General features: G+C 64.5%; 18 protein-coding genes and 1 tRNA gene. 14 read left to right on the forward strand and 5 right to left on the reverse strand.

Annotation, left to right across the window (positions count from 1 at the left end):
- Window positions 1-199 precede the first annotated feature (199 nt).
- The 5 genes from BDIM_RS05405 (at window position 200) to BDIM_RS05425 (ending at window position 6,755) form a co-directional block, all read left to right on the forward strand.
- On the forward strand, window positions 200-871 hold the full coding sequence (locus BDIM_RS05405) for a hypothetical protein (RefSeq protein ID WP_003164562.1): 672 nt from the start codon (window positions 200-202) through the stop codon (window positions 869-871).
- A gap of 94 nt (window positions 872-965) precedes the next feature.
- Entirely contained in the window at window positions 966-1,700 is a 735-nt protein-coding gene (locus BDIM_RS17415; RefSeq protein ID WP_143276807.1) for a DUF6683 family protein, read from the forward strand.
- A 169-nt stretch (window positions 1,701-1,869) separates the two neighbouring features.
- Window positions 1,870-2,628, forward strand: a complete 759-nt coding sequence (locus BDIM_RS05415; protein ID WP_040345124.1) for a DUF6683 family protein — start codon at window positions 1,870-1,872, stop codon at window positions 2,626-2,628.
- Between the two features lie 169 nt (window positions 2,629-2,797).
- Window positions 2,798-3,514: a DUF6683 family protein gene (locus BDIM_RS05420; protein WP_003164565.1), complete on the forward strand. Its 717-nt coding sequence runs from the start codon at window positions 2,798-2,800 to the stop codon at window positions 3,512-3,514.
- A gap of 385 nt (window positions 3,515-3,899) precedes the next feature.
- Window positions 3,900-6,755, forward strand: coding sequence for a TonB-dependent receptor plug domain-containing protein (locus tag BDIM_RS05425; protein ID WP_003164566.1), 2,856 nt, complete (start codon window positions 3,900-3,902; stop codon window positions 6,753-6,755).
- 131 nt (window positions 6,756-6,886) lie between these two features.
- On the opposite strand, the gene BDIM_RS05430 is transcribed toward BDIM_RS05425, so the two are convergent.
- On the reverse strand, window positions 6,887-9,226 hold the full coding sequence (locus tag BDIM_RS05430) for a S9 family peptidase (RefSeq protein ID WP_040345128.1): 2,340 nt from the start codon (window positions 9,224-9,226) through the stop codon (window positions 6,887-6,889).
- A 154-nt stretch (window positions 9,227-9,380) separates the two neighbouring features.
- Between BDIM_RS05430 and BDIM_RS05435 the strand changes: the two genes are divergently transcribed.
- The 5 genes from BDIM_RS05435 (at window position 9,381) to BDIM_RS05455 (ending at window position 14,682) form a co-directional block, all read left to right on the forward strand.
- Entirely contained in the window at window positions 9,381-10,409 is a 1,029-nt protein-coding gene (locus BDIM_RS05435) for an Ldh family oxidoreductase (protein WP_040345131.1), read from the forward strand.
- A 49-nt stretch (window positions 10,410-10,458) separates the two neighbouring features.
- Entirely contained in the window at window positions 10,459-11,898 is a 1,440-nt protein-coding gene (locus BDIM_RS05440) for an aldehyde dehydrogenase family protein (RefSeq protein WP_003164568.1), read from the forward strand.
- 73 nt (window positions 11,899-11,971) lie between these two features.
- Entirely contained in the window at window positions 11,972-12,901 is a 930-nt protein-coding gene (locus BDIM_RS05445; protein ID WP_003164569.1) for a dihydrodipicolinate synthase family protein, read from the forward strand.
- A 12-nt stretch (window positions 12,902-12,913) separates the two neighbouring features.
- Window positions 12,914-13,912: a 4-hydroxyproline epimerase gene (locus BDIM_RS05450; protein WP_003164570.1), complete on the forward strand. Its 999-nt coding sequence runs from the start codon at window positions 12,914-12,916 to the stop codon at window positions 13,910-13,912.
- Window positions 13,913-13,995: 83 nt separating this feature from the next.
- A complete protein-coding gene (locus BDIM_RS05455) occupies window positions 13,996-14,682 on the forward strand; it encodes a GntR family transcriptional regulator (RefSeq protein WP_040346598.1) in 687 nt (228 codons plus the stop codon).
- 10 nt (window positions 14,683-14,692) lie between these two features.
- Here BDIM_RS05455 and BDIM_RS05460 read toward each other — a convergent pair whose 3' ends face one another.
- Window positions 14,693-15,580, reverse strand: a complete 888-nt coding sequence (locus BDIM_RS05460) for a sulfite exporter TauE/SafE family protein (protein ID WP_003164572.1) — start codon at window positions 15,578-15,580, stop codon at window positions 14,693-14,695.
- Window positions 15,581-15,775: 195 nt separating this feature from the next.
- Window positions 15,776-16,423: an HAD-IB family hydrolase gene (locus tag BDIM_RS05465; RefSeq protein ID WP_040345134.1), complete on the reverse strand. Its 648-nt coding sequence runs from the start codon at window positions 16,421-16,423 to the stop codon at window positions 15,776-15,778.
- Window positions 16,424-16,619: 196 nt separating this feature from the next.
- Here BDIM_RS05465 and clpX point away from each other — a divergent pair, with 196 nt between their 5' ends.
- The 4 genes from clpX to BDIM_RS05485 all read left to right on the forward strand — a co-directional run bounded on the left by clpX (window position 16,620) and on the right by BDIM_RS05485 (window position 21,081).
- Entirely contained in the window at window positions 16,620-17,888 is a 1,269-nt protein-coding gene (gene clpX, locus BDIM_RS05470; RefSeq protein ID WP_003164573.1) for an ATP-dependent Clp protease ATP-binding subunit ClpX, read from the forward strand.
- Between the two features lie 274 nt (window positions 17,889-18,162).
- Window positions 18,163-20,562 carry an endopeptidase La gene (gene lon, locus BDIM_RS05475; protein ID WP_003164574.1) on the forward strand — a complete coding sequence of 800 codons (2,400 nt, stop codon included), beginning with the start codon at window positions 18,163-18,165 and terminating at the stop codon, window positions 20,560-20,562.
- A 120-nt stretch (window positions 20,563-20,682) separates the two neighbouring features.
- Entirely contained in the window at window positions 20,683-20,958 is a 276-nt protein-coding gene (locus BDIM_RS05480) for an HU family DNA-binding protein (RefSeq protein WP_003164575.1), read from the forward strand.
- Between the two features lie 46 nt (window positions 20,959-21,004).
- Window positions 21,005-21,081, forward strand: a tRNA-Val gene (locus BDIM_RS05485).
- 19 nt (window positions 21,082-21,100) lie between these two features.
- On the opposite strand, the gene BDIM_RS05490 is transcribed toward BDIM_RS05485, so the two are convergent.
- Window positions 21,101-21,490 carry a cupin domain-containing protein gene (locus tag BDIM_RS05490; protein ID WP_003164576.1) on the reverse strand — a complete coding sequence of 130 codons (390 nt, stop codon included), beginning with the start codon at window positions 21,488-21,490 and terminating at the stop codon, window positions 21,101-21,103.
- 139 nt (window positions 21,491-21,629) lie between these two features.
- A complete protein-coding gene (gene gltA / locus BDIM_RS05495; protein ID WP_003164577.1) occupies window positions 21,630-22,931 on the reverse strand; it encodes a citrate synthase in 1,302 nt (433 codons plus the stop codon).
- Between the last annotated feature and the right edge of the window lie 12 nt (window positions 22,932-22,943).

Here is a 22,943-nt window from a genome sequence, read left to right on the forward strand (position 1 = left end):
GCTGAGGCTGCGCGGGCCCAGACGGCGGCCGTCGCCGCCCGCGTTCCGCCGCGCTTGCGCCGCTGGCTAGGGAAGTCCCTAGCTGGGGAACGGCCTGACTACCGAGGATAGGGGACGAGTGGTTTCGTGAGGTCGTCGGGTTTCCGGGCGAGGCGCCTGGCCGGCGAACCGGAAACGCACACTTATTCGGAGAAAGATCATGTTCGGCATCGGCGGCGGCGGCTTCAACATCGGCAGCCTGGTCAGCACGGCGGCCTTGGCGGTCGCCACGGGCGGCACTTCTGTCGCGCTTCAGGCGGCTCTTTCGACTGTTATGCAAACGGTGGGCAGCCAGATCCTGCAGCAGGTCGGCCAGCAACTGGGGTTGCCGCAGTCGGTTATTGATCTTGCTCAGGCTGCTTTCGCGGGCGCTACGGGTAATCCAGCTGGCGTTGCTTCAAATCTTCAGGAAGCGACTCAGGGCGTATCTGATCTGTTTGGCGCCACACCGTATCAGGCTGGCGAATTCCATCGTGCGAGCGAAGACTTCGTCCAGAAGATGTCGAACATGATCATCGACGGCATGAAGAATGAGAATGAAAAGGCGGCTTCGGCAGGCGGTGTAGGCAACGCCAACGGCCAGTCATTCCTGGTCCGCCTCGGCATCGCTCTAGGTTCGGTGCTTGATCAGAAGATGGATCGGATGATGGCGATCTCGCGCGAAATCGCCGGGCTCGGTAAGATTGATCAGAACAATCAATCCAAGCTGGCTGGGTTGACGGGTGAAATGCAAGGTATTGGTCAAGAGTATGGCTTGGTTTCCAACGCCCTGAACAATACGCAGAAGGCGATTGGTGAAGGAAATAAAACCCTGGCTAGCAAGAACGGTTAAGACCGATCGCGCTGATTGGGACAGATTGTCGGCTAAATTCGCAGCCACTCTCAGGAGTGGCTGCGTTGGCGATTTAGAGCAGAGGCTGTGTAGGATGAATTTTGAACGTTTCTGTAAGTCATTGATTCCGATGATCGGTGTCATGAGTTTGGGGCTGACTTATCCTGTGATCGCTCAATCCTATATGCCGATGGGCAGCTTTGAAGCGGTCGCCTATCCGGTCGCTATAACGCCTCTTCCGCTGAACACCTCCGGGGCTCGTTCGGGCGCAACTGGCGCTGCTGCCGCGCCGCGCCGCGCTGAGCCTGTCGTGCAGACGACGTATCGTGCTCAGTCCGCAGTTACTCAGCGAGTGAAACGCCAGTTTACTGAATTCGTTGGACGCAATGGCGGGGACGCGGCCGGACTGGCGGTGGCCATGGAGCGTGAGGACTTTTTTGCACGTTGGGGGCGTCACGTATCGTCATATGGCTTACGTCGCGGGGATGCCGCCGACGCCATGACCGCTTACTGGATGATCAACTGGCAGATAGCCAATGATGTGACCGATGTGAGCCGCAGTCAGGTGCTGGCGGTCAAGCGTCAGGTTCTTGCAGGCATGGGGGCGGACGCTGGATTCAGCCGTTTGAACGATGCTGAAAAGCAGGAAATGGCAGAGGCTCTGATCCTCAATTTCATCATTCAGAGCGTTGCCTATGAAGACGCTATGAAGGCGAATGACGCGGCGATAAAGGGTCGACTTCAAAGCGCTGCCGTCGCGCGATTCAGAAATGAGACGGGGGTCGATTTGCGACGTATCCGACTGACCGAGACGGGCTTTTCCTCTTGAAAGGGGCAGGGCGACAGCCCGAAGGCCAATCCCGCGTCTGAAGTTTCGCATTATCCGTCGTCTTTGGGCCTTCTTGCCTATGGGGCCGCTGGATTGGCGACAGGAGCTTTCTTCGTGGCGGCGGTCTGGGCGCTGATGCATCGGCGGCGCCGAAGTTAGGAGAAGCGCGATGAAGCAGATGTGGAGAGCTGCAGTCGTAGCCTGTGTGTTGGCGGGTGCGTCGATGGCGCAAGCGCAGGACTATATGCCGTCTTTCAGCAGCGGTAATCTGTCGGCCGATATCGCCAACACCATCCTGAATAATACTCTGATGGAAGCGCAGATGGGCATCAACCGGGAGCGCGGCGAAAGGGCTGCGCCGAGTGATCCCGCTATGCGCGCCCGCGCGTCTCGGGCGGGCGCCTATGCAACCACCTATCAGGCTTCGGCTGCCGTTACGGAGCGCGTCAAACGCCAGTTCGCGGATTTCGTGCGTTCGACGGGCGGGGACGGGGCCGGGATCGCTGCTGCGATGAACGATCAGGACTTCTTCGCTCGCTGGGGCGGGCACGTGTCCCAGTATGGTCTGCGCCGGGGCGATGTGGCGGACGCCATGACGGCCTATTGGGTGTTGAACTGGCAGATCGCCAACGACGTTCGTTCGGTGGATCGCTCGCAGGTTCAAGCCGTAAAGGCGCAGGTGCGGCAGAACATGACGAGTAACGCTCAGTTTGGCGCTCTGAACAATGCGCAAAAGCAAGAGATGGCCGAGGCGTTGATCCTGAATTTCATCGCCCAGAGCGTCGCCTATGAAGACGCCATGCGGGCCAATGACGCGACGATGCAGCGTCGTTTGCAGAATGCGGCGAGGACGCGGTTCCGTAATGAGATGAACGTGGATCTTCGCCAATTGCGTTTGGGCGGGAGCGGGTTCACGGCCGCCTCTTGAAAGGGGCAGGGCGACAGCCCGAAGGCCAATCCCGCGTCTGAAGTTTCGCATTATCCGTCGTTTTCGGGCCTTCTTGCCTATGGGGCGGCCGGATTGGCGACCGGAGCCTTGTTGGTTGCGGCGGTCTGGGCCGTAATGCGTCGGCGACGCCAGAGTTAGGATGCTTGCTATGAAGTATTTGGCGGTCATGGCGGTCATGGCTTGCGCGGTGGCAAGCGCGCCGATGGCTCGCGCCCAGGACTACGCCTTTCAGGGCTTTGCGACCGCGGACGCAATGAACCAGATGCACGCCGCCATGCGTGACAATATGACGGAGCCGCCTTCTGAGCCGCGACCGCCTGAGCGCAGCCGTGTCGCAGCGGCTACGACCTATCGCTCGACGCCGGCTGTATCGACGCGCGTTCAGTCTCAGTTTGCTGACTTCATCGAGCGCACGGCAGGGCGCGAAGCCGCTGAGCGGACGCGTTCAGCTTTTCAGAGCGGCGACCCGATCGCCAGTTGGGCGGGCATCGTGCGTGAGGATGGCCTGCGTACTGGTGATCTGGCCGACGCCATGGCGACCTATTGGATTCTCAATTGGATCATGGCCAATCAGGGCTACAACAACCGGACCCAGGCGCTGGCCGTTCGCGATCAGGTGCGCGGGGTTATCGGCGGGTCGCCCGCCGTGGCGCGACTGGGCGATGCGGGGCGTCAGGAGATGGCCGAGGTGCTGATGCTGAACTTCCTGGTGCAGCAAGCGACTTATGTGGATGCGATGCAGCGGGGCGATCAGGCGATGATGCGGCGTCTGGGCGATGCGGCTGTTGCGCGGTTCCGTAACGAGATGGGTGTTGATCTGCGTCGATTGCAGTTGACCGACGCGGGCCTGGTGTCTGCCTCTTGAAAGGGGCAGGGCGAGAGCCCGAAGGCCAAACCTTCAACTGAACCGCCAGCGACGCCTGTGCCGGGCGTACTGTTTTTTGGCGTGGCGGGTCTGGCGGGGGCAGGCCTGAGCGCCTTGGCGCTTTGGGTCATGGGGCGGCGGCGCGGCCGAAAATAAAGCGAGCTCTTGTGGGACGTTGGCGGACGACGGTTGTCGCCGCCATGCCGTTTTGCGGGTGCGCGAACAGCGCCGAAGAGGCGGGCGTCAGGCGCGCTAGACAACATCAGTATATCGTATACCTTATTCGCTCTCTTAAGAAGCTCTCAGGGGAGGGACAATTATGAATGCGAGTAAGACGCCATGCGCCATCACGGGGCGCTGGAGGAGACGAGTTTTAGCGGCGGGCGTGAGCCTGGGCGCCATCGGCGCGCCGATGGCCGCCTTGGCGCAGAGCGCCGCGCCTGTCGGCGATGAGCCGGCGCAGGTCGATGAGATCGTGGTCACGGGGTCGCGCCTGCAACGCAGCGGGCTGGACGCGCCGACGCCTACCATGGCCATGACGGCCGAGACGATTGAGGCGAAGGGCATCACCAACATCGCCGAGATTCTGAACGAGATGCCTCAGGTGGCGACGGGCCTATCGAACGCCAACACCAGCTACAGCTTCGGCAACATCGGTCTGAACCAGGTTAATCTGCGCAACCTGGGCGTCCGCCGCACCCTGACGATGGTGGACGGCCGCCGCAGGGCCGGCACGCCGGACGACTCCAACTTCCTGGCCTTTGACCTGGGCAATATTCCCGCCGCCTTGGTGAAGCGGGTCGAGGTTCAGACGGGCGGCACCTCGGCCGTTTACGGCGCAGACGCCGTGGCGGGCGTGGTCAACCTGATCCTCAAGGATGATTTCGACGGCTTCGAAGCCAACGTTCAGTACGGTTCGGACGAGGGCGGCGACTACGACACCCTGACCTATGGCCTGACAGCCGGAGTCAACTATGAGCGTGGCAACGCCGTTCTGCACGTCAGCCGCACCGAGAGCGGGGGACTGACGCGCGGCGACCGGGGTTTGGGTACAGCCTATCGCTTCGTGTCGAACCCCGCCAATACGGGGCCTGCCGACGGCATCCCTGCGCGGATTCCCATGCGCGACCTGCGTTACGCCTATTTCGCGCTGGGCACGCCGACGAGCTATCTGCCGTTCGGTGAGAACGGCGCCTGGACGGATGTCATCTTTGATTCCGCCACCCAGACCTTCCGTCCGCTGAAGGCCGGTGAGCGGGGGGTGATCGACGGCTCCTATTCCACGGAAGAGGGCGGAAACCAGAACGCCGACACCCTGGTCGCGCCGCTGGAGCGGACGAATGTCTACGCCAAGGCCGACTATCGTCTGACGGACAAGCTGAAGGTCTTCACCGAAGCGGTCTTCTCCGACATCACCGCCCGCGACCGCATCAGCGCGGTGTTCGATTCTTGGAGCGGGGCGGTTTCCATCGACAACCCCTTCATGCCTACGGCGGTGCGGAACGGCTTGGTCGCTGCGGGCGAGGATTCTATGCAGTACGCCCGATCGCACGACGAGTTCGGCATGCGCGGCACCGACATGAACCGCAAATATTACAGCATCGCCGCCGGGCTGGAAGGTGAGTTCGGCGAGACCTGGAAATGGTCTACGGTCTTCGAATACGGCAAGTCGCAGACGACCAATCGCAATCTGAACGACCGTATCGACGGGCGCTGGTTTGAAGCCTTGGACGCCATTCGCGACCCATCCAGCGGCGACATCGTCTGTCGTAGCGTCGAGGCGCGGGCGCGGGGCTGCGTCCCTGTGAACATCTTCGGCCAAGACACGATTTCTGCTGAAGCCATCGATTACATCCGCGCCGATCACACCTCGACCACGGACACCAGCCAGACCCTGATCCAGGGGCTGATCGCGGGCGATCTGTTCCAACTGCCCGCCGGGGCGGTGAAGGTGTCGGCGGGCGCTGAATACCGCAAGGACGAGATCGATTTCCGTCCGTCCTACGTCTGGGAGAATGCGCTCGGCTTTTTCGCCAGCCAGTTTTCGCCGATTCAGAAAAGCAACGACGTCCGTGAGGCCTTTGCCGAGGTTCTGGTCCCCCTGGTGCGCGACAAGCCCTTCGTCCACTCGCTGGAGATCGAAGGGGCCTATCGTCTGTCGGACTATGAGCGTGCGGGCAGCGTCGATTCCTGGAAGCTGGCCGGCTCTTGGGCGCCGATTCCGGATATCCGTTTCCGCCTGACCAAGGCGACCGCCGTGCGCGCGCCCTCGCTGGGCGAGATGTTCAATCCGGGCAGCCGTGGCGCCGCGGGGCTGAGCGACCCCTGCGACCCCAATCTGCTGGACAGCGGTACGGAAAACCGGCGCAAGAACTGTCTGGCCCTGGGCTTCGATCCCGTCACCTGGGATCCGAACACGCGTCGCATGACCACCTTGGTGTTCAGCACCGGCAATCCTGATCTGGATGTCGAGGAAGCCGACACCATGACGGTTGGAGCGGTGGTGCGTCCGCGCTTCTTGCCGGGATTCGCCTTCTCGACCGATTACTACAAGATCAAGCTGGACGGCGGCATCTCCCGCATCGGCGCCCAGCAGACGGTCGACAACTGCGTCGACCTGCCGTCGCTGGATAACCAGTTCTGCGGCATGCTGACCCGCAGGCCGGACGGCAATCTGTATGAGGTGCTCGACAGCTATATCAACGTCGCCTCGTTCGAGGTGGAGGGCGTCGATTTCGAGGCCACCTATCACGCTGAGCTGGCCGATCTTCTGCGGCGCGACGGCGACCTGGGGCGCATCAGCCTGCAGGGCGTCGCCTCTTACCTGAAGCACAACATCTTCATTGATCGGGATGTGGCTACGGGCGAGGAGACCGCCTTCGACTATGCCGGCGAGGCGGCTAATCCTAAGTGGCGCGGCATGTTGAACGCCACCTATTATCGCGGACCGATCCAGGTGAACTGGTCCAGCCGTTTCGTTGATGAGACGGTGACGAACAACCGGCTGCCGAACCCGGCCGAAGACATCGGCGGCTACTACAACATTCCATCGGTCTGGTATCACGACCTGTCGGTCGCGGTGGACACGCCGATGGACGTCCGGTTCACGGCCGGCATCCGCAATCTGTTCAACGAAGGGCCGCGTGATCACCCCTCGACTGCGCGCGGCAACCTGGGGATGGACGACCTGATCGGTCGCTTCTTCTTCCTGGGCGCCAAGTGGCGCTTCGGCGGACAGTAGGCGCAAGTTCCCCAGTCTTGACGCCGGGAAAGGGGCGGGCGCCGACCGCCCCTTTTTCTGTTTTTCGATGCATCCAGACATGAAAAAGGCGGGTTGATGGACCCGCCTTTTCTATTCGGTTGTGTGCCTCCTCAGTCGAAGGCGCGCATCTTGTAGGCCGGGGGAGGGGTCTGGTGCAGCAGCTCCTGCACGAAGAAGTCCCAGCGTCGGCGCTGGTAGTAGGGCACGGCGTCCAGATAGTGGTCTGCGTTTGGCACCATCAGGAAATCGAAGTCCTTGTTCGCCTTGATGAGGGCGTCGACCAGCCGCAGCGAAGCCAAGGGCGGCACGTTCTCGTCCAGTTCGCCGTGGGCGATCAGCAACTGACCTTCCAACCTGGGCGCCCAGGTGATGTTGGAGTTCTGATCGTACAGGGAGCCAAGCTCCGTCCCCATCCACTGTTCGTTCCAAACCGCCTTGTCCAGGCGATTGTCGTGGTTGCCAGAGGCGGTGACGCCGACCTTGTAGAACTCGGGATGACGGGTCATGGCGCGCACCACGTCATAGCCCCCGGCCGAAAAGCCGTAGATGCCGACGCGCTCGACGTCCATCCAGGGGTTGCGGGAGGCGATATCGCGGATTCCGGCGATGTGGTCCTCCAGCCCAACGCCATGCAGATTTTTGTAGGCGACCTGCTGGAAAGCGCGCGAACGGCCCCAGGTGCCGCGGCCGTCGATGGTCACGGAGATGACGCCCAACTGGGCGATGGAGTTGGCGTTGCGCGAGGTCATTGCGGCCTCGAAGGACTTGGGCGTCATCACATGGTGGGGCCCGGTGTAGATGTCCTCGATGACCGGATAGCGTTTGGTCGGGTCGAAGTCTGCGGGTTTGAACAGGGCGCCGTAGATCGGCGTCACGCCGTCGGCCGCCAATGTCTGGAACGGTTCGGGCAGCCGATAGCCGGCGGCCACATAGGCGCTGATGTCGGCGCGACCCAACTCCATGACTATGCGCCCGTCGCTGGATCGGCGCAGCACCGAAAGGGTCGGCTGGTCGATCGTCGACATGTTGTCCACGAAGAAGCGGCCATCAGGCGAGACCGAGACATCGTGGTCCATCGCCTCGGGCGTCAGCAGACGCGGCTGTCCGCCCGTCGTGGGAACGGAATAGAGATGTCGCAGATAGGGATCGCGCCCGGTCTCGCGGCCCGAGCCGATGATCAACAGGCGTTTGGCCTTATGATCGGCGCCCGCCACGGATCGGGCGCGCCAGTCGCCGGACGTGATCTGTCGCCGTTCGCCCGTCCTAGCATCGACGGCGTAGATATGGGCGAAGCCGTCTGGATCCGCCGTCCAATAGTGGGTGTCCGACTTGTCATCATAGGACCAGTGGTGGCCGTAGAAGTCGACATAGGTGTCAGAACGATCCTCAGTCAGCAGACGCGTCTCGCCGGTCTCGGCTTCGATGCGATGAAGTTGCAGAGCTCCGTAGCCCCGCACGGCGAAGCGCTCGAAGACAGCGCGGCTGTCGGCGCTCCATTCATAATAGGGGCCGCCATAGTATAGGATAGGCCGGGCCGGGGTCTGCATGGGAATGCTGCGGCCGGTGGCGACTTCGAAGATGAAGCCCTGCGCCGACGCCGTCTCAGTGTCGCCGGTCAAGGGGTAGAGGTAGTCCAGAACGCGCGGCGGTCCGCCGTCCTTGGGCGTGGACTGCACCAACGACAGACGTCGCGCTTCTTCGCGGTTGATGCGGTAGGTGGCGAGATAGCGTGAGTCGGGCGACCATCGGATCGCTGGGCGCACCACGGGGGCTGACGTGCCCTGGGCCACCATGTCGTTGAGGTTGATCAGCGGGGTGGCGTAGGGCGAGGCGGCGCCGTCCTGGGTCAGTCGTTGCTCGGCGTTGTCCGCTGTTGAAATCAGGATCAGATCGCCGCCGCGCACCACGGCGCGCCACCGGCCGTCGGGAGATTCGACGCCCTTGTCTTTGTCCAGCGCTTCGTCGATCGCCTCGACGACCCCGGTGGCGGGATCGAAGCGCCAGCTACGGCCGTCATGGGCGAACTCCAGACGGCGGGTCTCAGTATCGACCTTGAGGCGTTTGAGCTCCAGGTTTTGACGCAACAACGGCTTGCCTGTGGCGGCCGCCAGTCGGGCAGTCAGAAAATCATGATCGAACAGGGGGCGGGTCTGACCCGAAAGAGGATCGACTTGCACATAGTCGCGTCCGCCGGGCGTTCGCCGCTCGAACCAGAACTCCGAGCCTTCGCCGATCCATTGCGGCCGGACGCTGAGCCCGAAGATGAGTTCATCGACATGCTGCGGCAGGACCGCCTCGGCTCTGCGGTAGACCTCGGCGGACATGGCTGTCGCTGAAGTTCGGGCGGCAGCGGCAGGCCCCGCTGGTGCGGTTTCAGCGAAGGCGGGCGTCAGGGCCAGCGGCGCAGCGCTGGTCATCAGCAGCACGGCCAGGGCGGATAGGCGCTTCATAGGTTTCTCCCCCTCAAAATCGGATACAGTATCTGATAATGAAGTGGTGAAGCTGAACGGCGCCGACGTCAAGCGCCGGTTGTATTGCGATTGGGCTTGATGTTTTCCATGCGCACCGGCAGTTTCGTATACGATTCAAGGTCGGGAGAGTGATGTGAGCGTGTTTGAGGCCCAGGAGACGGTCGCCCTGTCGATTGACGAGGTGTTCGCCCTGTCGCGGCGGGTGCTGATGGGGGCAGGGCTGTCGGAACCGCACGCCGAGGCGGTGGCCCGCGCCATCACGGCGGGCGAGCGGGACGAGTGCGCCTCGCACGGGCTTTACCGGCTGCCGGGGTGCGTCATGACGATCCGCTCGGGCAAGCTGTCGCTGGATGCGGAGCCGGTGATCGAGGATGCGTCGCCAGCTCTGGTGCGGGTCGATGCGCGTCATGGCTATTCCCTGCTGGCGTTCGAGCGGGCGGCACCATTGTTGGCGCAGAAGGCCAAGGCGATCGGGGTGGCGGCGCTGGTCATCAACAACTGCTTCCATTTTTCCGCCCTGTGGCCCGAGATCGAGCAACTGACGGAAATGGGCGTGGCGGCGCTGGCCATGACGCCCAGCCATTCGTGGGTGGCGCCGGCGGGCGGCAGGAAAGGGCTGCTGGGCACCAATCCGATCGCCTTCGGCTGGCCGCGGCCGGGGCCGTATCCCTACGTCTTCGACTTCGCCACAAGCGCCATCGCGCGCGGAGACATGGCGCTGCACGACATCGCCGGAAAGCCGATCCCCGAGGGCTGGGGCGTGGACGCCGAAGGGCGGCCGACGACGAATGCGCGCGCGGCGCTGGACGGGGCCATGCTGACCTTCGGCGGACATAAGGGCTCGGCCCTGTCGACGATGATCGAGCTGATGGCGGGGCCGTTGATCGGCGATCTGACCAGCCGCGAGTCGATGGCCTTTGACGACGGCGCCAAGGCGGCGCCCATGCATGGCGAGCTGATCCTGGCCTTTGATCCGGCCATCATGGGGGGCGGCGACGCCGAGGCGAACGCTGCACGGGCCGAGGCCCTGTTCGCCGCCTTCGCGGATCAGGGCGCGCGGCTGCCGTCGCAGCGCCGCTATGAAGCGCGGGCGCGCAGTCTGAAGCATGGGGTGCGCACGCCCAAGGTGCTTTATGATCAGATTCAGGCCCTGGGCTTCTGACTTCTTTCCTATCTTCTGACGACACCGACGCACGGACGAAAGACACGCCATGACTGCGACCATCGAACTGAGCCACTGGATCAACGGCGAGCGCCGGGGGGCCGGAACGGTCGAGAGCCTGAACCCGTCCGACACGCGTGAGGTCGTGGCCCTGGCGCCCGAAGGCGGGGCGGCCGAGGTCGATGAGGCGGTGGCGGCGGCCTCGGCGGCGTTCGACGGCTGGGCGGGCGCTTCGCCCGAGGTGCGGTCGGACGTGCTGGACCGGGCCGGGACGCTGCTGATGGAGCGGCGCGAGGCGGTTGGCCGTCTGCTGTCGCGTGAAGAGGGCAAGACCCTGGCCGAGGGCATCGGCGAGACGGCGCGCGCCGCTCGCATCCTGAAATATTTCGCCGGAGAGGCCCTGCGCCTGCATGGTCAGAACCTGTCCTCGACCCGGCCGGGGGTGGAGGTGCAGACCTATCGCCAGCCGGTCGGGGTGTTCGGCCTGATCACGCCGTGGAACTTCCCTATCGCCATTCCGGCGTGGAAGGCGGCGCCCGCGCTGGCCTTCGGCAATACGGTGGTGATCAAGCCCGCCAGCCATACCCCCGCGACGGCTGAAGCCCTGGTCGCCATCCTGCATGAGGCGGGTCTGCCCAAGGGCGTGCTGAACCTGGTCATCGGCGGCGGCCGGGTGGGGCAGGCCATCGTCGACCACAAGGATGTGGCAGGCGTCAGCTTCACCGGCTCGCAAGGGGTCGGCGCGGGCGTCGCCGCCGGGGCCGCCGCGCGTCAGGCGCGGGTGCAACTGGAGATGGGCGGCAAGAACCCGCTGATCGTGCTGGACGACGCCGACCTGGACCGGGCGGTGAACATTGCTCTGGATGGCAGCTTCTTTGCGACGGGGCAGCGCTGCACGGCCTCCAGCCGCCTGATCGTGCAGGATGGAATCCACGACCGCTTCGTGGCGGCGCTGGCTGAGAAGGTCGCCGCCCTGCGCGTCGGTAACGCCCTTGATCCCGACACCCAGGTCGGTCCGGCGGTCAGCGAGGCGCAGCGCGAGACCTCCTATCGCTATATCGACATCGCCGCGTCGGAGGGCGGGCGCGTCGTCGCGGGCGGCGGTCGCCTGAACCGCCAGGCGCCCGGCTGGTACGTCGAACCGACCCTGATCGCCGACACCGACCCTGCCATGCGCATCAACAATGAAGAGGTGTTCGGCCCGGTCGCCTCGACCATCCGCGTCAAGGACTATGAAGAGGCGCTGGCCGTCGCCAACGGCGTCGAGTTCGGCCTGTCGGCGGGTATCGTCACCCAGTCGCTGAAGCACGCGCGCGATTTCCAGCGCCGCGCCAAGGCAGGCATGACCATGGTCAATCTGGCCACGGCGGGCGTCGACTATCACGTGCCGTTCGGCGGCACGAAGGCCTCGTCCTACGGCCCGCGCGAGCAGGGCTTTGCGGCGGCCGATTTCTTCACCCTGACCAAGACCAGTTACAGCGCCGGATAGGCGAACTTCGCTTGACTTCGTTCCAGATCAGATATCGTATACGAAACTAAATCTGTTTGAGGAGGCGTATCTTATGGCTGGGGCGAAGTTGGACTGGACCGGGGTGATCCCGGCGGCGACCACGCAATTCGATGAGGGGCTGGCGGTCGATCTGGACGCCACCCAGACGGTGCTGGACGGCCTGATCAAGGACGGCGTCGACGCCATCATCGTCATGGGCACGGTCGGCGAGAACAACTCGCTTGAGCCCGAGGAAAAGCGCGCCGTGCTGAAGGCGGCGGTCGAGGTCGCCGACGGTCGCGTGCCGATCATCACCGGGGTCAGCGAACTGACCACGGCGCGGGCCGAACGCTACGCCAAGGACGCCGAGGACATCGGCGTGGACGCCCTGATGGTGCTGCCCGCCATGGTCTATGTGCCGACGCAGGCGGAGCTTGAGGCCCACTTCCGCGCCGTGGCGGCGGCCAGCGGCCTGCCCAACATGCTCTACAACAACCCGCTGATGTATCGTCAGACGCTGAACAACGACGACCTGCGTCGTCTGTCGGACGTGCCGAACATCGTGGCCCTGAAGGAAAGCGCCCCGGACTCGCGACGCATCACCGACATCTTCAACGAAGTGGGCGACCGTTACGCGGTCATGGTCGGTCTGGACGATGTGGCGCTGGAAGGCATGATCCTGGGCGCCAAGGGCTGGGTGTCGGGCCTGACCAACGCCTTCCCCGAAGAGTCCGTGGCTCTGGTCAGGGCGGTCAAGGATGGCGACATCGCCCGCGCGCTGGAGATCTATCGCTGGTTCATGCCGCTGCTGCACCTGGATTCGGTTTCGGATCTGGTTCAGTCGATCAAGCTGTCCGAGACGATCATGGGCCGGGGAACCGAGCGGGTCCGCATGCCGCGCATGCCGCTGGCGGGCGCGCGCCGGGCCGAGGTCATCGCCATGGTCGAGAAGGCGGCGGAAACGCGCCCGATCGGCTCGGGCAAGGCCGTGAAGATCGTCTGATCGGGACACTGAATGCGCGACGTCTTCTTCTGCATTGACGGTCATACCGCCGGCAACCCGGTTCGCCTGGTCGCCGGCGGCGCGCCCCTGTTGTCAGGGGCCAGCATGGCTGAGCGGCGGCTGGATTTTCTCAGCCGCTACGACTGGATCCGCACCTCGCTGTGCTTCGAGCCGCGTGGCCACGACATGATGAGCGGCGGCTTCCTGTATCCGCCGACCCTGCCGGATGCGGACGCGGGCATTCTCTTCATCGAGACCAGCGGCTGCCTGCCCATGTGCGGCCACGGGACCATCGGCATGATCACCTTCGGCATCGAGCACGGCCTGATCCGGCCGCGCACGCCGGGGCGGCTGAAGGTCGAGGTTCCGGCGGGCGTTCTGGACATCGCCTATGAGACCGAGGGCGACCGCGTGACCTCGGTGCGCATCCGCAATGTCCCGGCCTATCTGGCGGCGGAAGGAATCGAGATCGAGGTTCCGGGCCTTGGTCCGCTGAGCGTCGATGTCTCCTACGGCGGCAACTACTACGCCATCGTCGAGCCGCAGGGCGCTTACGCCGGGCTGGATGATCTGGGCGCCAGCCGCATCATCGAACTGAGCGGCCTGGTGCGCGAACGGGTGCGGGCGGCCTTCCATCCGGTCCACCCGGACGAGCCGTCGATCAACGGCGTCAGCCACGTCCTGTGGGCCGACAGGCCGAAAGGGCAGGGCGCCGACGGCCGCAACGCCGTCTTCTATGGCGACAAGGCCATCGACCGCAGCCCGTGCGGGACCGGCACCTCGGCGCGGCTGGCCCATCTGCACGCCAAGGGGCGGTTGAAGGTCGGCGACGCCTTCGTCCATGAAAGCTATATCGGCAGCCGCTTCATCGGCCGGGTCGAGGCGGAGACGACGGTGGGCGAGCACAAGGCGATCGTGCCTTCCATCGAGGGATCGGCGATCGCCACAGGCTTCAACACCATCTGGGTGGATCGCCGCGATCCCTTCTGGGCCGGCTTCCAGGTGGTGTGACGTATTCCACATCGTAATTGCGGACTTTGCGGGTTATGGCTGGGCTGGGCGACCGGCCCAGCCTTTTCCATTTGATGAACCGCATGGCCGCAGCTCCGCTTGAAGTCCGCACCCTGTCCGACCGCCTGACGGAGGTGGTGCGCGACATGATCCTGTCCGGCGCGATCGCGCCGGAGGTGCCGATCCGACAGGATTCGCTGGCGGCTGAACTGAACGTATCCAAGATTCCCCTGCGCGAAGCCCTGGTGCGGCTGGAGCAGGACGGTCTGGTGGTGTCGCACGCCAACCGGGGCTTCTTTGTGCGCGGCATGAGCGCGGCTGAGGCCGAGGAAATCTATGAACTGCGCCTACAACTGGAGCCGGAAGCGGCGGCCCAGGCCTGCCTCATCGCCGACGACGCCCAGCGCGCGACGGCCCAGCGCGTGCTGGTCGAACTGGATGCGGCGGCGGCCGCTCATCTGCCTAGCGTCGGGCCGTTGAACCGCGCCTTCCACATGGCGCTGGTGCAGCCGGGCCAGCGAGTGTTGACCGCCGAGATCACCGCCCGACTGCATGTCATGGCGGACCGCTACGTCCGCAAGCACCTGGAGCACAAGGGCCGCCACCTGACGGCCGAGGTCGAACACCGCGAGATTCTGCAGGCGTGGTTGGATCGGGACGCCGACGCCGTGCGTCGCCTGGCGAACGCGCACCTTGCGCACACCTTGCGTGACCTGCGCGAGGAGTTCGAGCTGGACGCGGCCGAAGCCGTCGAACGCAAGGCTTCCTGACCGAGGGGGCTCAGCTCTCCTTGATATCTGCGGGGGCGGCGGCGGGACGCGCTGATTTCAGGGCGGTCGTCAGCAGGCTGGCGGCGGCGTAGAGGACCACCACCACCACGCCCCAGCGCAGCACCGTCAGCGGCAGGGAGGTGATGACGAAGGCGGCCAGCAGCACGGCCGGTATCCCGCCGATCGCCATGCCCAGCACCAGGCGCAGGTCGATGCGCTCGCTTCTGATGAAGCGCAGGCTCGACACCGGCATCAGGAAGGCGCAGGCGCCCATCATGATCGGGAAGGCCGCCGTCGGGTTCATCCCCATCAGGCTGAGCATGATCAGGGACGGCGCATAGAGGCCGATGCCGAAGCTCATCAGCGCCCCCATGACCAGGTGGGCGAGGATGGCGACGATGAACAGGTTTCCCTCCAGCGACACCGCCTCGCCGCCCGCCGGCATCAGGTTCAGATTGGTCATCGCGTAGAGGACGGCGGCGATCAGCAGGGCCGCGCCGACCACCATCTGCACCGCGCGCACCGGCAGACGCAGCACGATGGGCGCGCCGATCACGGCGCCCAGGATCGAGGCGCCGATACAGGCGATAAGCAGCACCGGATCGACCTGGATCAGCTTCATGAAGACCAGACCCTGCATCACCGTGGGCAGGCAGTGGCCCGCGTTCAGCACGGCGGGCAGGAAGCTGTCAGGCACCAGCTTGCGGAACCGCAGCCAGGCCGTCGTCGGCGCGAAAGAGCCGATGCCCAGGGCGTCGAAGAAGTTGGCGACGGCGCCGATGGCCACGCCTTCGGCCTTGGGCCTGAGCTCGCCGCGCGCCCTAGCCGTGCGGACCAGTTGAACGGCGTAATAGGCGGCCAGCAGCGCCAGCGCCGTCAGCAGAACGGCTACGATCATGTTTTCCCTCCCCCGAGGTCTCGCCGTCCTTGCCGGACGGTCTGAACCGAAGAAAAACACGGCTAAAAATCAGATACAATATACGCAAATATTTTTGGCGCTGCTTGGCCCGGCCCCCGGCGCGCCGAGCATTCTGAGGGTCGGGCTGGGGCCGAGGTTGGGCGCTGCGCGCGCGCTAGCTTCGTTAAGCTGTGGTCAGGGGCGGGCGGTGAAGACGCGGTAGCCCTTCTCCTCGGCTGCCGCGATCATCTGGGCGTCGCCCGAGGTGTCGCCATAGGCGGCGGCCAGCTCCATGTCCGACCCGTAGACGGCGCGCAGGCGGTGCATCTTCTCTTCGCCCCGGCAATTGCCGCCGACGAAGGTTCCCAGCACGCGATTCTGCTCGTCAAAGGCCAGGCGGGTGCCGATCAGGTTCTCGGCGCCCAGCCTGCGGGCGAAGGGAGCGACGGTGGTTTCGGGCGAGGCGGTGACGATGACGCGGTGGGCGCCGCGACGGCCCCAGTCTTCCCATGTCGCCAGGGCGTCGGGGCGCATGAAGCGCGGCCAGATCTCGGCGGCGAAGCGTTCGGCCTCGGCCTCCAGGGCCTTGCGGTCTGCGTCCATCAGGAACTCGCGCACCGAGGCGACCTTGATGCGGCCCCGGTCGCGGTCGCCCAGATAGGCGAAGACGGCGGGGATCAGGCGCGTCAGGCCCTGGATCCAGCGCAGGGGCCCGGCGCGCCATTTCAGGAAGCTGGTGAAGCTGTCGCGAATCGTCAGGGTGCCGTCGAAGTCGAAGGCGACGATGGCCTGGCCGGGGGCAGGGGACTGGTGAAAGGCTTTTTCGCTTCCCATGTCAGACATTAGCCGTGATCCCCATATTATCTGTCCTGTCCGTTCTCCGAAGCGCGCTGCGGCGCCGCAACGGGGTTGTGGCGGAACGTGTGATGGGTGATTGTCATTTTTTGAAGACCTTCGATGATAGATTCCCTGGATCGATCGTGAAGGAAGCGCTTTTCGTCCCAATGTCGGGGCGGATTGCGGATAGTGAGAAGGGTCTATGACCAAAGCCGCCGGCACAGACGCCAAAAGCACGCTCTACTGCTCGTTCTGCGGCAAGAGCCAGCACGAAGTCCGCAAACTGATCGCCGGACCGACCGTCTTCATCTGCGATGAATGCGTCGAACTGTGCATGGACATCATCCGCGAAGAGCACAAGATCGCCTTCAAGACCTCCAAGGACGGCGTGCCCACGCCCAAGGAGATCCGCGACGTCCTCGACGATTATGTGATCGGCCAGAGCCACGCCAAGAAGGTGCTGAGCGTCGCCGTCCACAACCACTACAAGCGCCTGAACCACGCGACGAAGAACAACGACGTCGAGCTGGCCAAGTCGAACATCATGCTGATCGGGCCGACCGGCTCGGGCAAGACGCTGCTGGCCCAGACGCTGGCGCGCATCATCGACGTGCCGTTCACCATGGCCGACGCCACGACCCTGACCGAAGCCGGTTATGTGGGCGAGGATGTCGAGAACATCATCCTGAAGCTGCTTCAGGCGTCGGACTACAACGTCGAGCGGGCCCAGCGCGGCATTGTCTACATCGACGAAATCGACAAGATCTCGCGCAAGTCGGACAACCCGTCGATCACCCGCGACGTGTCGGGCGAAGGCGTGCAGCAGGCCCTGCTGAAGATCATGGAAGGCACCGTCGCCTCCGTGCCGCCGCAAGGCGGCCGCAAGCATCCGCAGCAGGAGTTCCTCCAAGTCGACACCGCCAACATCCTGTTCATCGTCGGCGGCGCCTTCGCCGGCCTGGAGAAGGTGATCTCGGCGCGCGGGGAGGGGGCCTCAATCGGTTTCGGCGCCAAGGTCAAGGAGATCGACGAGCGTCGCACCGGCGAAATCCTCAAGCAGGTCGAGCCTGACGATCTGATGCGCTTCGGCCTGATCCCCGAGTTCATCGGTCGTCTGCCGGTCCTGGCGACGCTGGAGGATCTGGACGAGGTCGCTCTGATCAAGATCCTGACCGAGCCGAAGAACGCCCTGGTCAAGCAGTACAAGCGCCTGTTCGAGATGGAGAACGTGACGCTGACCTTCACCGACGACGCCCTGTCGGCGGTGGCCAAGAAGGCGATCACCCGCAAGACCGGCGCCCGCGGCCTGCGCTCCATTCTGGAAGGCGTGCTGCTGGAGACCATGTTCGAACTGCCCACCTATGAGGGCGTCGAGGAAGTCGTGGTCAACGCTGAGGTGATCGACGGCAAGGCCCAGCCGCTGCTGATCTATTCGGAAACCAAGAAGAAGACGGCCGACGGCGCCGCCTGACGCTGAGGTCCGATCCAAACGAAAAGGGGCGGCTCGCCACGGGCCGCCCCTTCATCGTTTCAGGGACGCCCTAGGCGTCGGCTGAAATCACACGCTTTTTCACGCTTCTGTGGGCCGCCGCCCCGTTACGCTTGAACCGCGTCCAGACAGAACCACATACTCACACGAAAGCCGCTCAAAAATAGCGGGTCGAGTCGAGACGAGGCGGCAGTCACGCCAAGTCGGATCGGTTCGGCGGGTCTGAGATTCACGAAGGCCCCGGAAAGTACGCATCATGACCGAGAGCAAAATCCTCCCTGTCCTGCCGCTGAGAGACATCGTCGTCTTTCCGCACATGGTCGTGCCCCTGTTCGTCGGGCGCGAGAAGTCCGTGCGCGCCCTCGACGAGATCATGAAGGGCGAGAAGCAGATCCTGCTCGCCACCCAGAAGAACTCTGTCGATGACGATCCGGCGACGGACGCCATCTATTCGACGGGCGTGCTGGCGACGGTGCTGCAACTGCTGAAGCTGCCGGACGGCACCGTGAAGGTGCTGGTCGAAGGCAAGTCGCGCGCGCGCCTGACCCGCTTCACTGACCGTGAGGACTATTACGAAGCCGAAGCCGTCGAGATCGACGATGAGGCAGGCGATCCGTCGCAGAGCGAAGCCCTGCTGCGCGCCGTGATCGAGCAGTTCGAAAACTATGTGAAGCTGAACAAGAAGGTTCCGCCCGAGGCCCTCAGCGCCATCCCCCAGATCACCGATCCGTCCAAGCTGGCGGACTCGGTCGCCGCCCATCTGTCGGTCAAGATCGCCGACAAGCAGGCCCTGCTCGAAACCGTGGTCATCCCGACCCGGCTGGAGAAGGTCTATGGCCTGATGGAAGGCGAGATCAGCGTCCTGCAGGTCGAGAAGAAGATCCGCAGCCGCGTGAAGCGGCAGATGGAGAAGACCCAGCGCGAGTACTATCTGAACGAGCAGATGAAGGCGATCCAGCGCGAGCTGGGCGAGACCGACGACGCGCGCGACGAACTGCTGGAGCTGGAAAAGCGCATCAAGAAGACGCGCCTGTCCAAGGAGGCCCGCATCAAGGCCGAGGCGGAGCTGAAGAAGCTGCGCAACATGTCGCCGATGTCGGCGGAATCAACCGTGGTGCGCAACTACCTCGACTGGCTGCTGTCGATCCCGTGGTCGAAGACCAAGCCCAAGGCCATCGACCTGCAGAAGGCCGAGGACATCCTCGAAGAGGATCACTACGGCCTGGAGAAGGTCAAGGAACGGATCATCGAGTATCTGGCCGTTCAGGCGCGGACCGGCAGCTTGAAAGGCCCGATCCTGTGCCTGGTTGGCCCTCCCGGCGTTGGCAAGACCTCGCTGGCTCAGTCCATCGCCAAGGCTACGGGGCGTGAATACGTCCGCATGTCGCTGGGCGGCGTGCGCGATGAGGCTGAGATCCGCGGCCACCGCCGGACCTATATCGGCTCCATGCCCGGCAAGATTATCCAGTCGATGAAGAAGGCGAAGACGACCAACGCCTTCGTCCTGCTGGACGAGATCGACAAGTTGGGCGCCGACTGGCGCGGCGACCCGTCCTCGGCCCTGCTGGAAGTGCTGGACCCGGCCCAGAACTCGACCTTCGGCGACCACTATCTGGAGGTCGACTACGACCTGTCGCCGGTAATGTTCGTCACCACGGCCAACAGCCTGAACATGCCCCAGCCCCTGCTGGACCGCATGGAGGTCATCCGCGTCTCGGGCTACACCGAGGACGAGAAGGTCGAGATCGCCAAGCGCCACGTCCTGCCCAAGCAGCTCAAGGACCACGGCCTGAAGGAAGATGAGCTGATCGTCCCCGATGAGACGATCCGCGACCTGATCCGCTACTACACGCGTGAAGCGGGCGTGCGTTCGCTGGAGCGCGCCCTGGGCGGTCTGGCACGTAAGGCGGTGCGCGAGATGGCCAAGACCAAGGCGGCCTCGATCACCGTGGATGCGGCCAAGCTGGCCGAATACGCGGGCGTGAAGAAGTTCCGCTATGGCGAGACGGACGCGGAAGATCAGGTCGGCATCGTCACGGGCCTGGCCTGGACCGAGTTCGGCGGCGACATCCTGACCATCGAAGCCCTGAAGATGCCGGGCCGCGGCCGCATGACCGTGACTGGCAACCTGAAGGAGGTCATGAAGGAGTCGATCTCGGCGGCGGCGTCCTATGTCCGCAGCCGCGCGCTCAGCATCGGCGTCAAGCCGCCGGTGTTCGAGAAGACCGACATCCACGTCCACGTTCCCGACGGCGCCACGCCCAAGGACGGCCCCTCGGCCGGCGTGGCCATGACGGTGGCCATGGTGTCGGTCCTGACCGGCATCCCGATCCGCAAGGACATCGCCATGACCGGCGAGATCACCCTGCGCGGCCGGGTCACGGCCATCGGCGGCCTGAAGGAGAAGCTGCTGGCGGCCCTGCGCTCGGGCGTGAAGACCGTGCTGATCCCCCAGGAGAACGAGAAAGACCTGGAGGACGTGCCCGAAAACGTGAAGGCCGCCCTGGAGATCGTGCCGATCTCCACCGCCGATGAGGCGCTGAAGTGGGCCCTGACGGGCACGCCGACCCCTGTCGAGTGGGACGAGGCGGCCGAGCCGATGACGCCGACGCCGCCCGCCCCGACGGCGGGCGAGGGGGCCAGCGTCAGCCACTGACGCCGGGTCTCTGATCTGATGAAGGAAGGCGGTTCGGGGCGACCCGGACCGCCTTCTTTTTGACCCGCCCGCCGACAGAGGCTTAAGTGCGCGCTTCGTTTCGCGAGGGGAGCCGCAGACATGACCAAGACGGAACTGATCGGCCGCATGGCCGAGGCGGCGGGCATCAGCCGCGACCAGGCCAAGCTGGCGCTGGAAGCCTTCACCGATCAGGTGACAGGCTCGCTGGTTCAGGGACGCGACGTGCGCCTGGTCGGCTTCGGCAGCTTCGTCGCCGTGGACCGCAAGGCGGGGGTGGCCCGCAATCCTCAGACCGGCGAAGAGATCGCTCGTCCGGCCTCGCGCACCGCGCGCTTTCGTCCCGGCGAAGGCTTGAAAAGCGCCTTGAACGGCTGACCGTCACAGGGCATGAAGCCTGTCCCGATGATGAGTCGGATGATGTGGGCGGCTAGCTCAGCTGGTCAGAGCATCTCGTTTACACCGAGAGGGTCGGCGGTTCGAACCCGTCGCCGCCTACCACTCCCTTTATCTTGAAATCCTATTCCGACGTCGTGCCGTCGAAATGCTCTTCGGCTTCGTCGGCCTTGGTCGGGTGGATCACGTCGTGGCGATGCTCGGGCGGGCCGTACAGGGTGTAGAGCTTCAGCGGCTCGGTCCCCGTGTTGATCAGGTTGTGACGGGCGCCGGCCGGCACGATGATGCCGGACTCGGCTTCTGCCGGGCGTGACAGGCCGTCGATCACGATCTGGCCCTGGCCCTGTTCGATGCGGAAGAACTGGTCGTGGCCCTCGTGGACCTCTTCGCCGATCTCCTCGCCGGGCTGGAGCGTCATCAACACCAGTTGCAGGTGACGGCCGGTGTAGAGCACCCGGCGATAGTCCTCATTGTCGAGCGTCGCGCGTTCGATGTCGTCCAGATAGCCTTGCATGTCGCCTTCCTTGTCGATGATGGGCAGGGGGATACCTTAGCCAGGGTTCATGGCTGCCGCGCGTTGATCTTGCGCAAGAGCCAAGAAAAACGCCGGAGCTTTCGCCCCGGCGTTTCTGCATTCTGCGCTGGGCGACGTCTTAGCCGCGCTGGGCCAGCGGCACGTAATCGCGCTCGGTCGGGCCGGTGTACAGCTGACGCGGGCGACCGATCTTCTGCGACGGATCGGCCATCATTTCCTGCCACTGGGCGATCCAGCCCACGGTGCGCGCCAGGGCGAACAGCACGGTGAACATGGTGGTCGGGAAGCCCATGGCCGACAGGGTGATGCCCGAATAGAAGTCGACGTTCGGGAACAGCTTGCGCGAGGTGAAGTACTCGTCCTGCAGGGCGACGCGTTCCAGTTCCTTGGCGACCTGGAACAGCGGGTCGTTTTCACGGCCCGTGGCGGCCAGCACTTCATAGGCCGACTGCTGCATGACCTTCGCGCGCGGATCGTAGTTCTTGTACACGCGGTGGCCGAAGCCCATCAGCTTGTACTTACGGTCCTTCACGCCCTGAATGAATTCGGGGATGCGGTCCGGGGTGCCGATTTCCTTCAGCATGTTCAGCGCCTCTTCGTTGGCGCCGCCGTGCGACGGGCCCCACAGGCAGGCGATGCCCGCGGCGATACAGGCGAAGGGGTTGGCGCCCGACGAACCGGCCAGGCGGACGGTCGAGGTCGAGGCGTTCTGCTCGTGGTCGGCGTGCAGGATGAAGATGCGGTCCATGGCGCGCACCAGGGCCGGGTCGACGTGATAGTCCTCGGCCGGCACGGCGAAGCACATGCGCAGGAAGTTCTCGGCGTACGACAGGTCGTTGCGCGGCGAGATGAAGGGCTGGCCGATGTGGTACTTGTATGCACGGGCCGCGATCGTCGGCATCTTGGCGATCAGGCGGATGGCCGAGATGTTGCGCTGGACCGGGTCATGAATGTCCAGGCTGTCGTGATAGAAGGCCGACAGGGCGCCGACGGTGCCGACCATGATCGCCATCGGGTGGGCGTCGCGGCGGAAGCCCTCGAAGAAGCGGTCGAACTGGGCGTGCAGCATGGTGTGGCGCGTGACGCTCTGCTCGAACTCTTCGAACTCGGCGGCGTTCGGCAGTTCGCCGTGCAGCAGCAGGTGGCAGACTTCCAGGAAGTTGGACTTGGAGGCCAGCTGGTCGATGGGGTAGCCGCGGTGCAGCAGGACGCCTTCATCGCCGTCGATATAGGTCAGGCCCGATTCGCAGGCCGCCGTGGAGGTGAAGCCGGGATCGAAGGTGAAGGCGCCGGTGCCGCCGTACAGCTTGCGGATGTCGATGACGTCCGGGCCGGTCGAGCCGGAGAGGACGGGAAGCTCAATGGACTTGTCCTGGTAGGACAGGGTCGCCGAGCCGGCGGGTTTCGCTTGTTCAGTCATCTAGGCCCCTTG

Source organism: Brevundimonas diminuta ATCC 11568, assembly GCF_000204035.1.
GTDB lineage: Bacteria > Pseudomonadota > Alphaproteobacteria > Caulobacterales > Caulobacteraceae > Brevundimonas > Brevundimonas diminuta.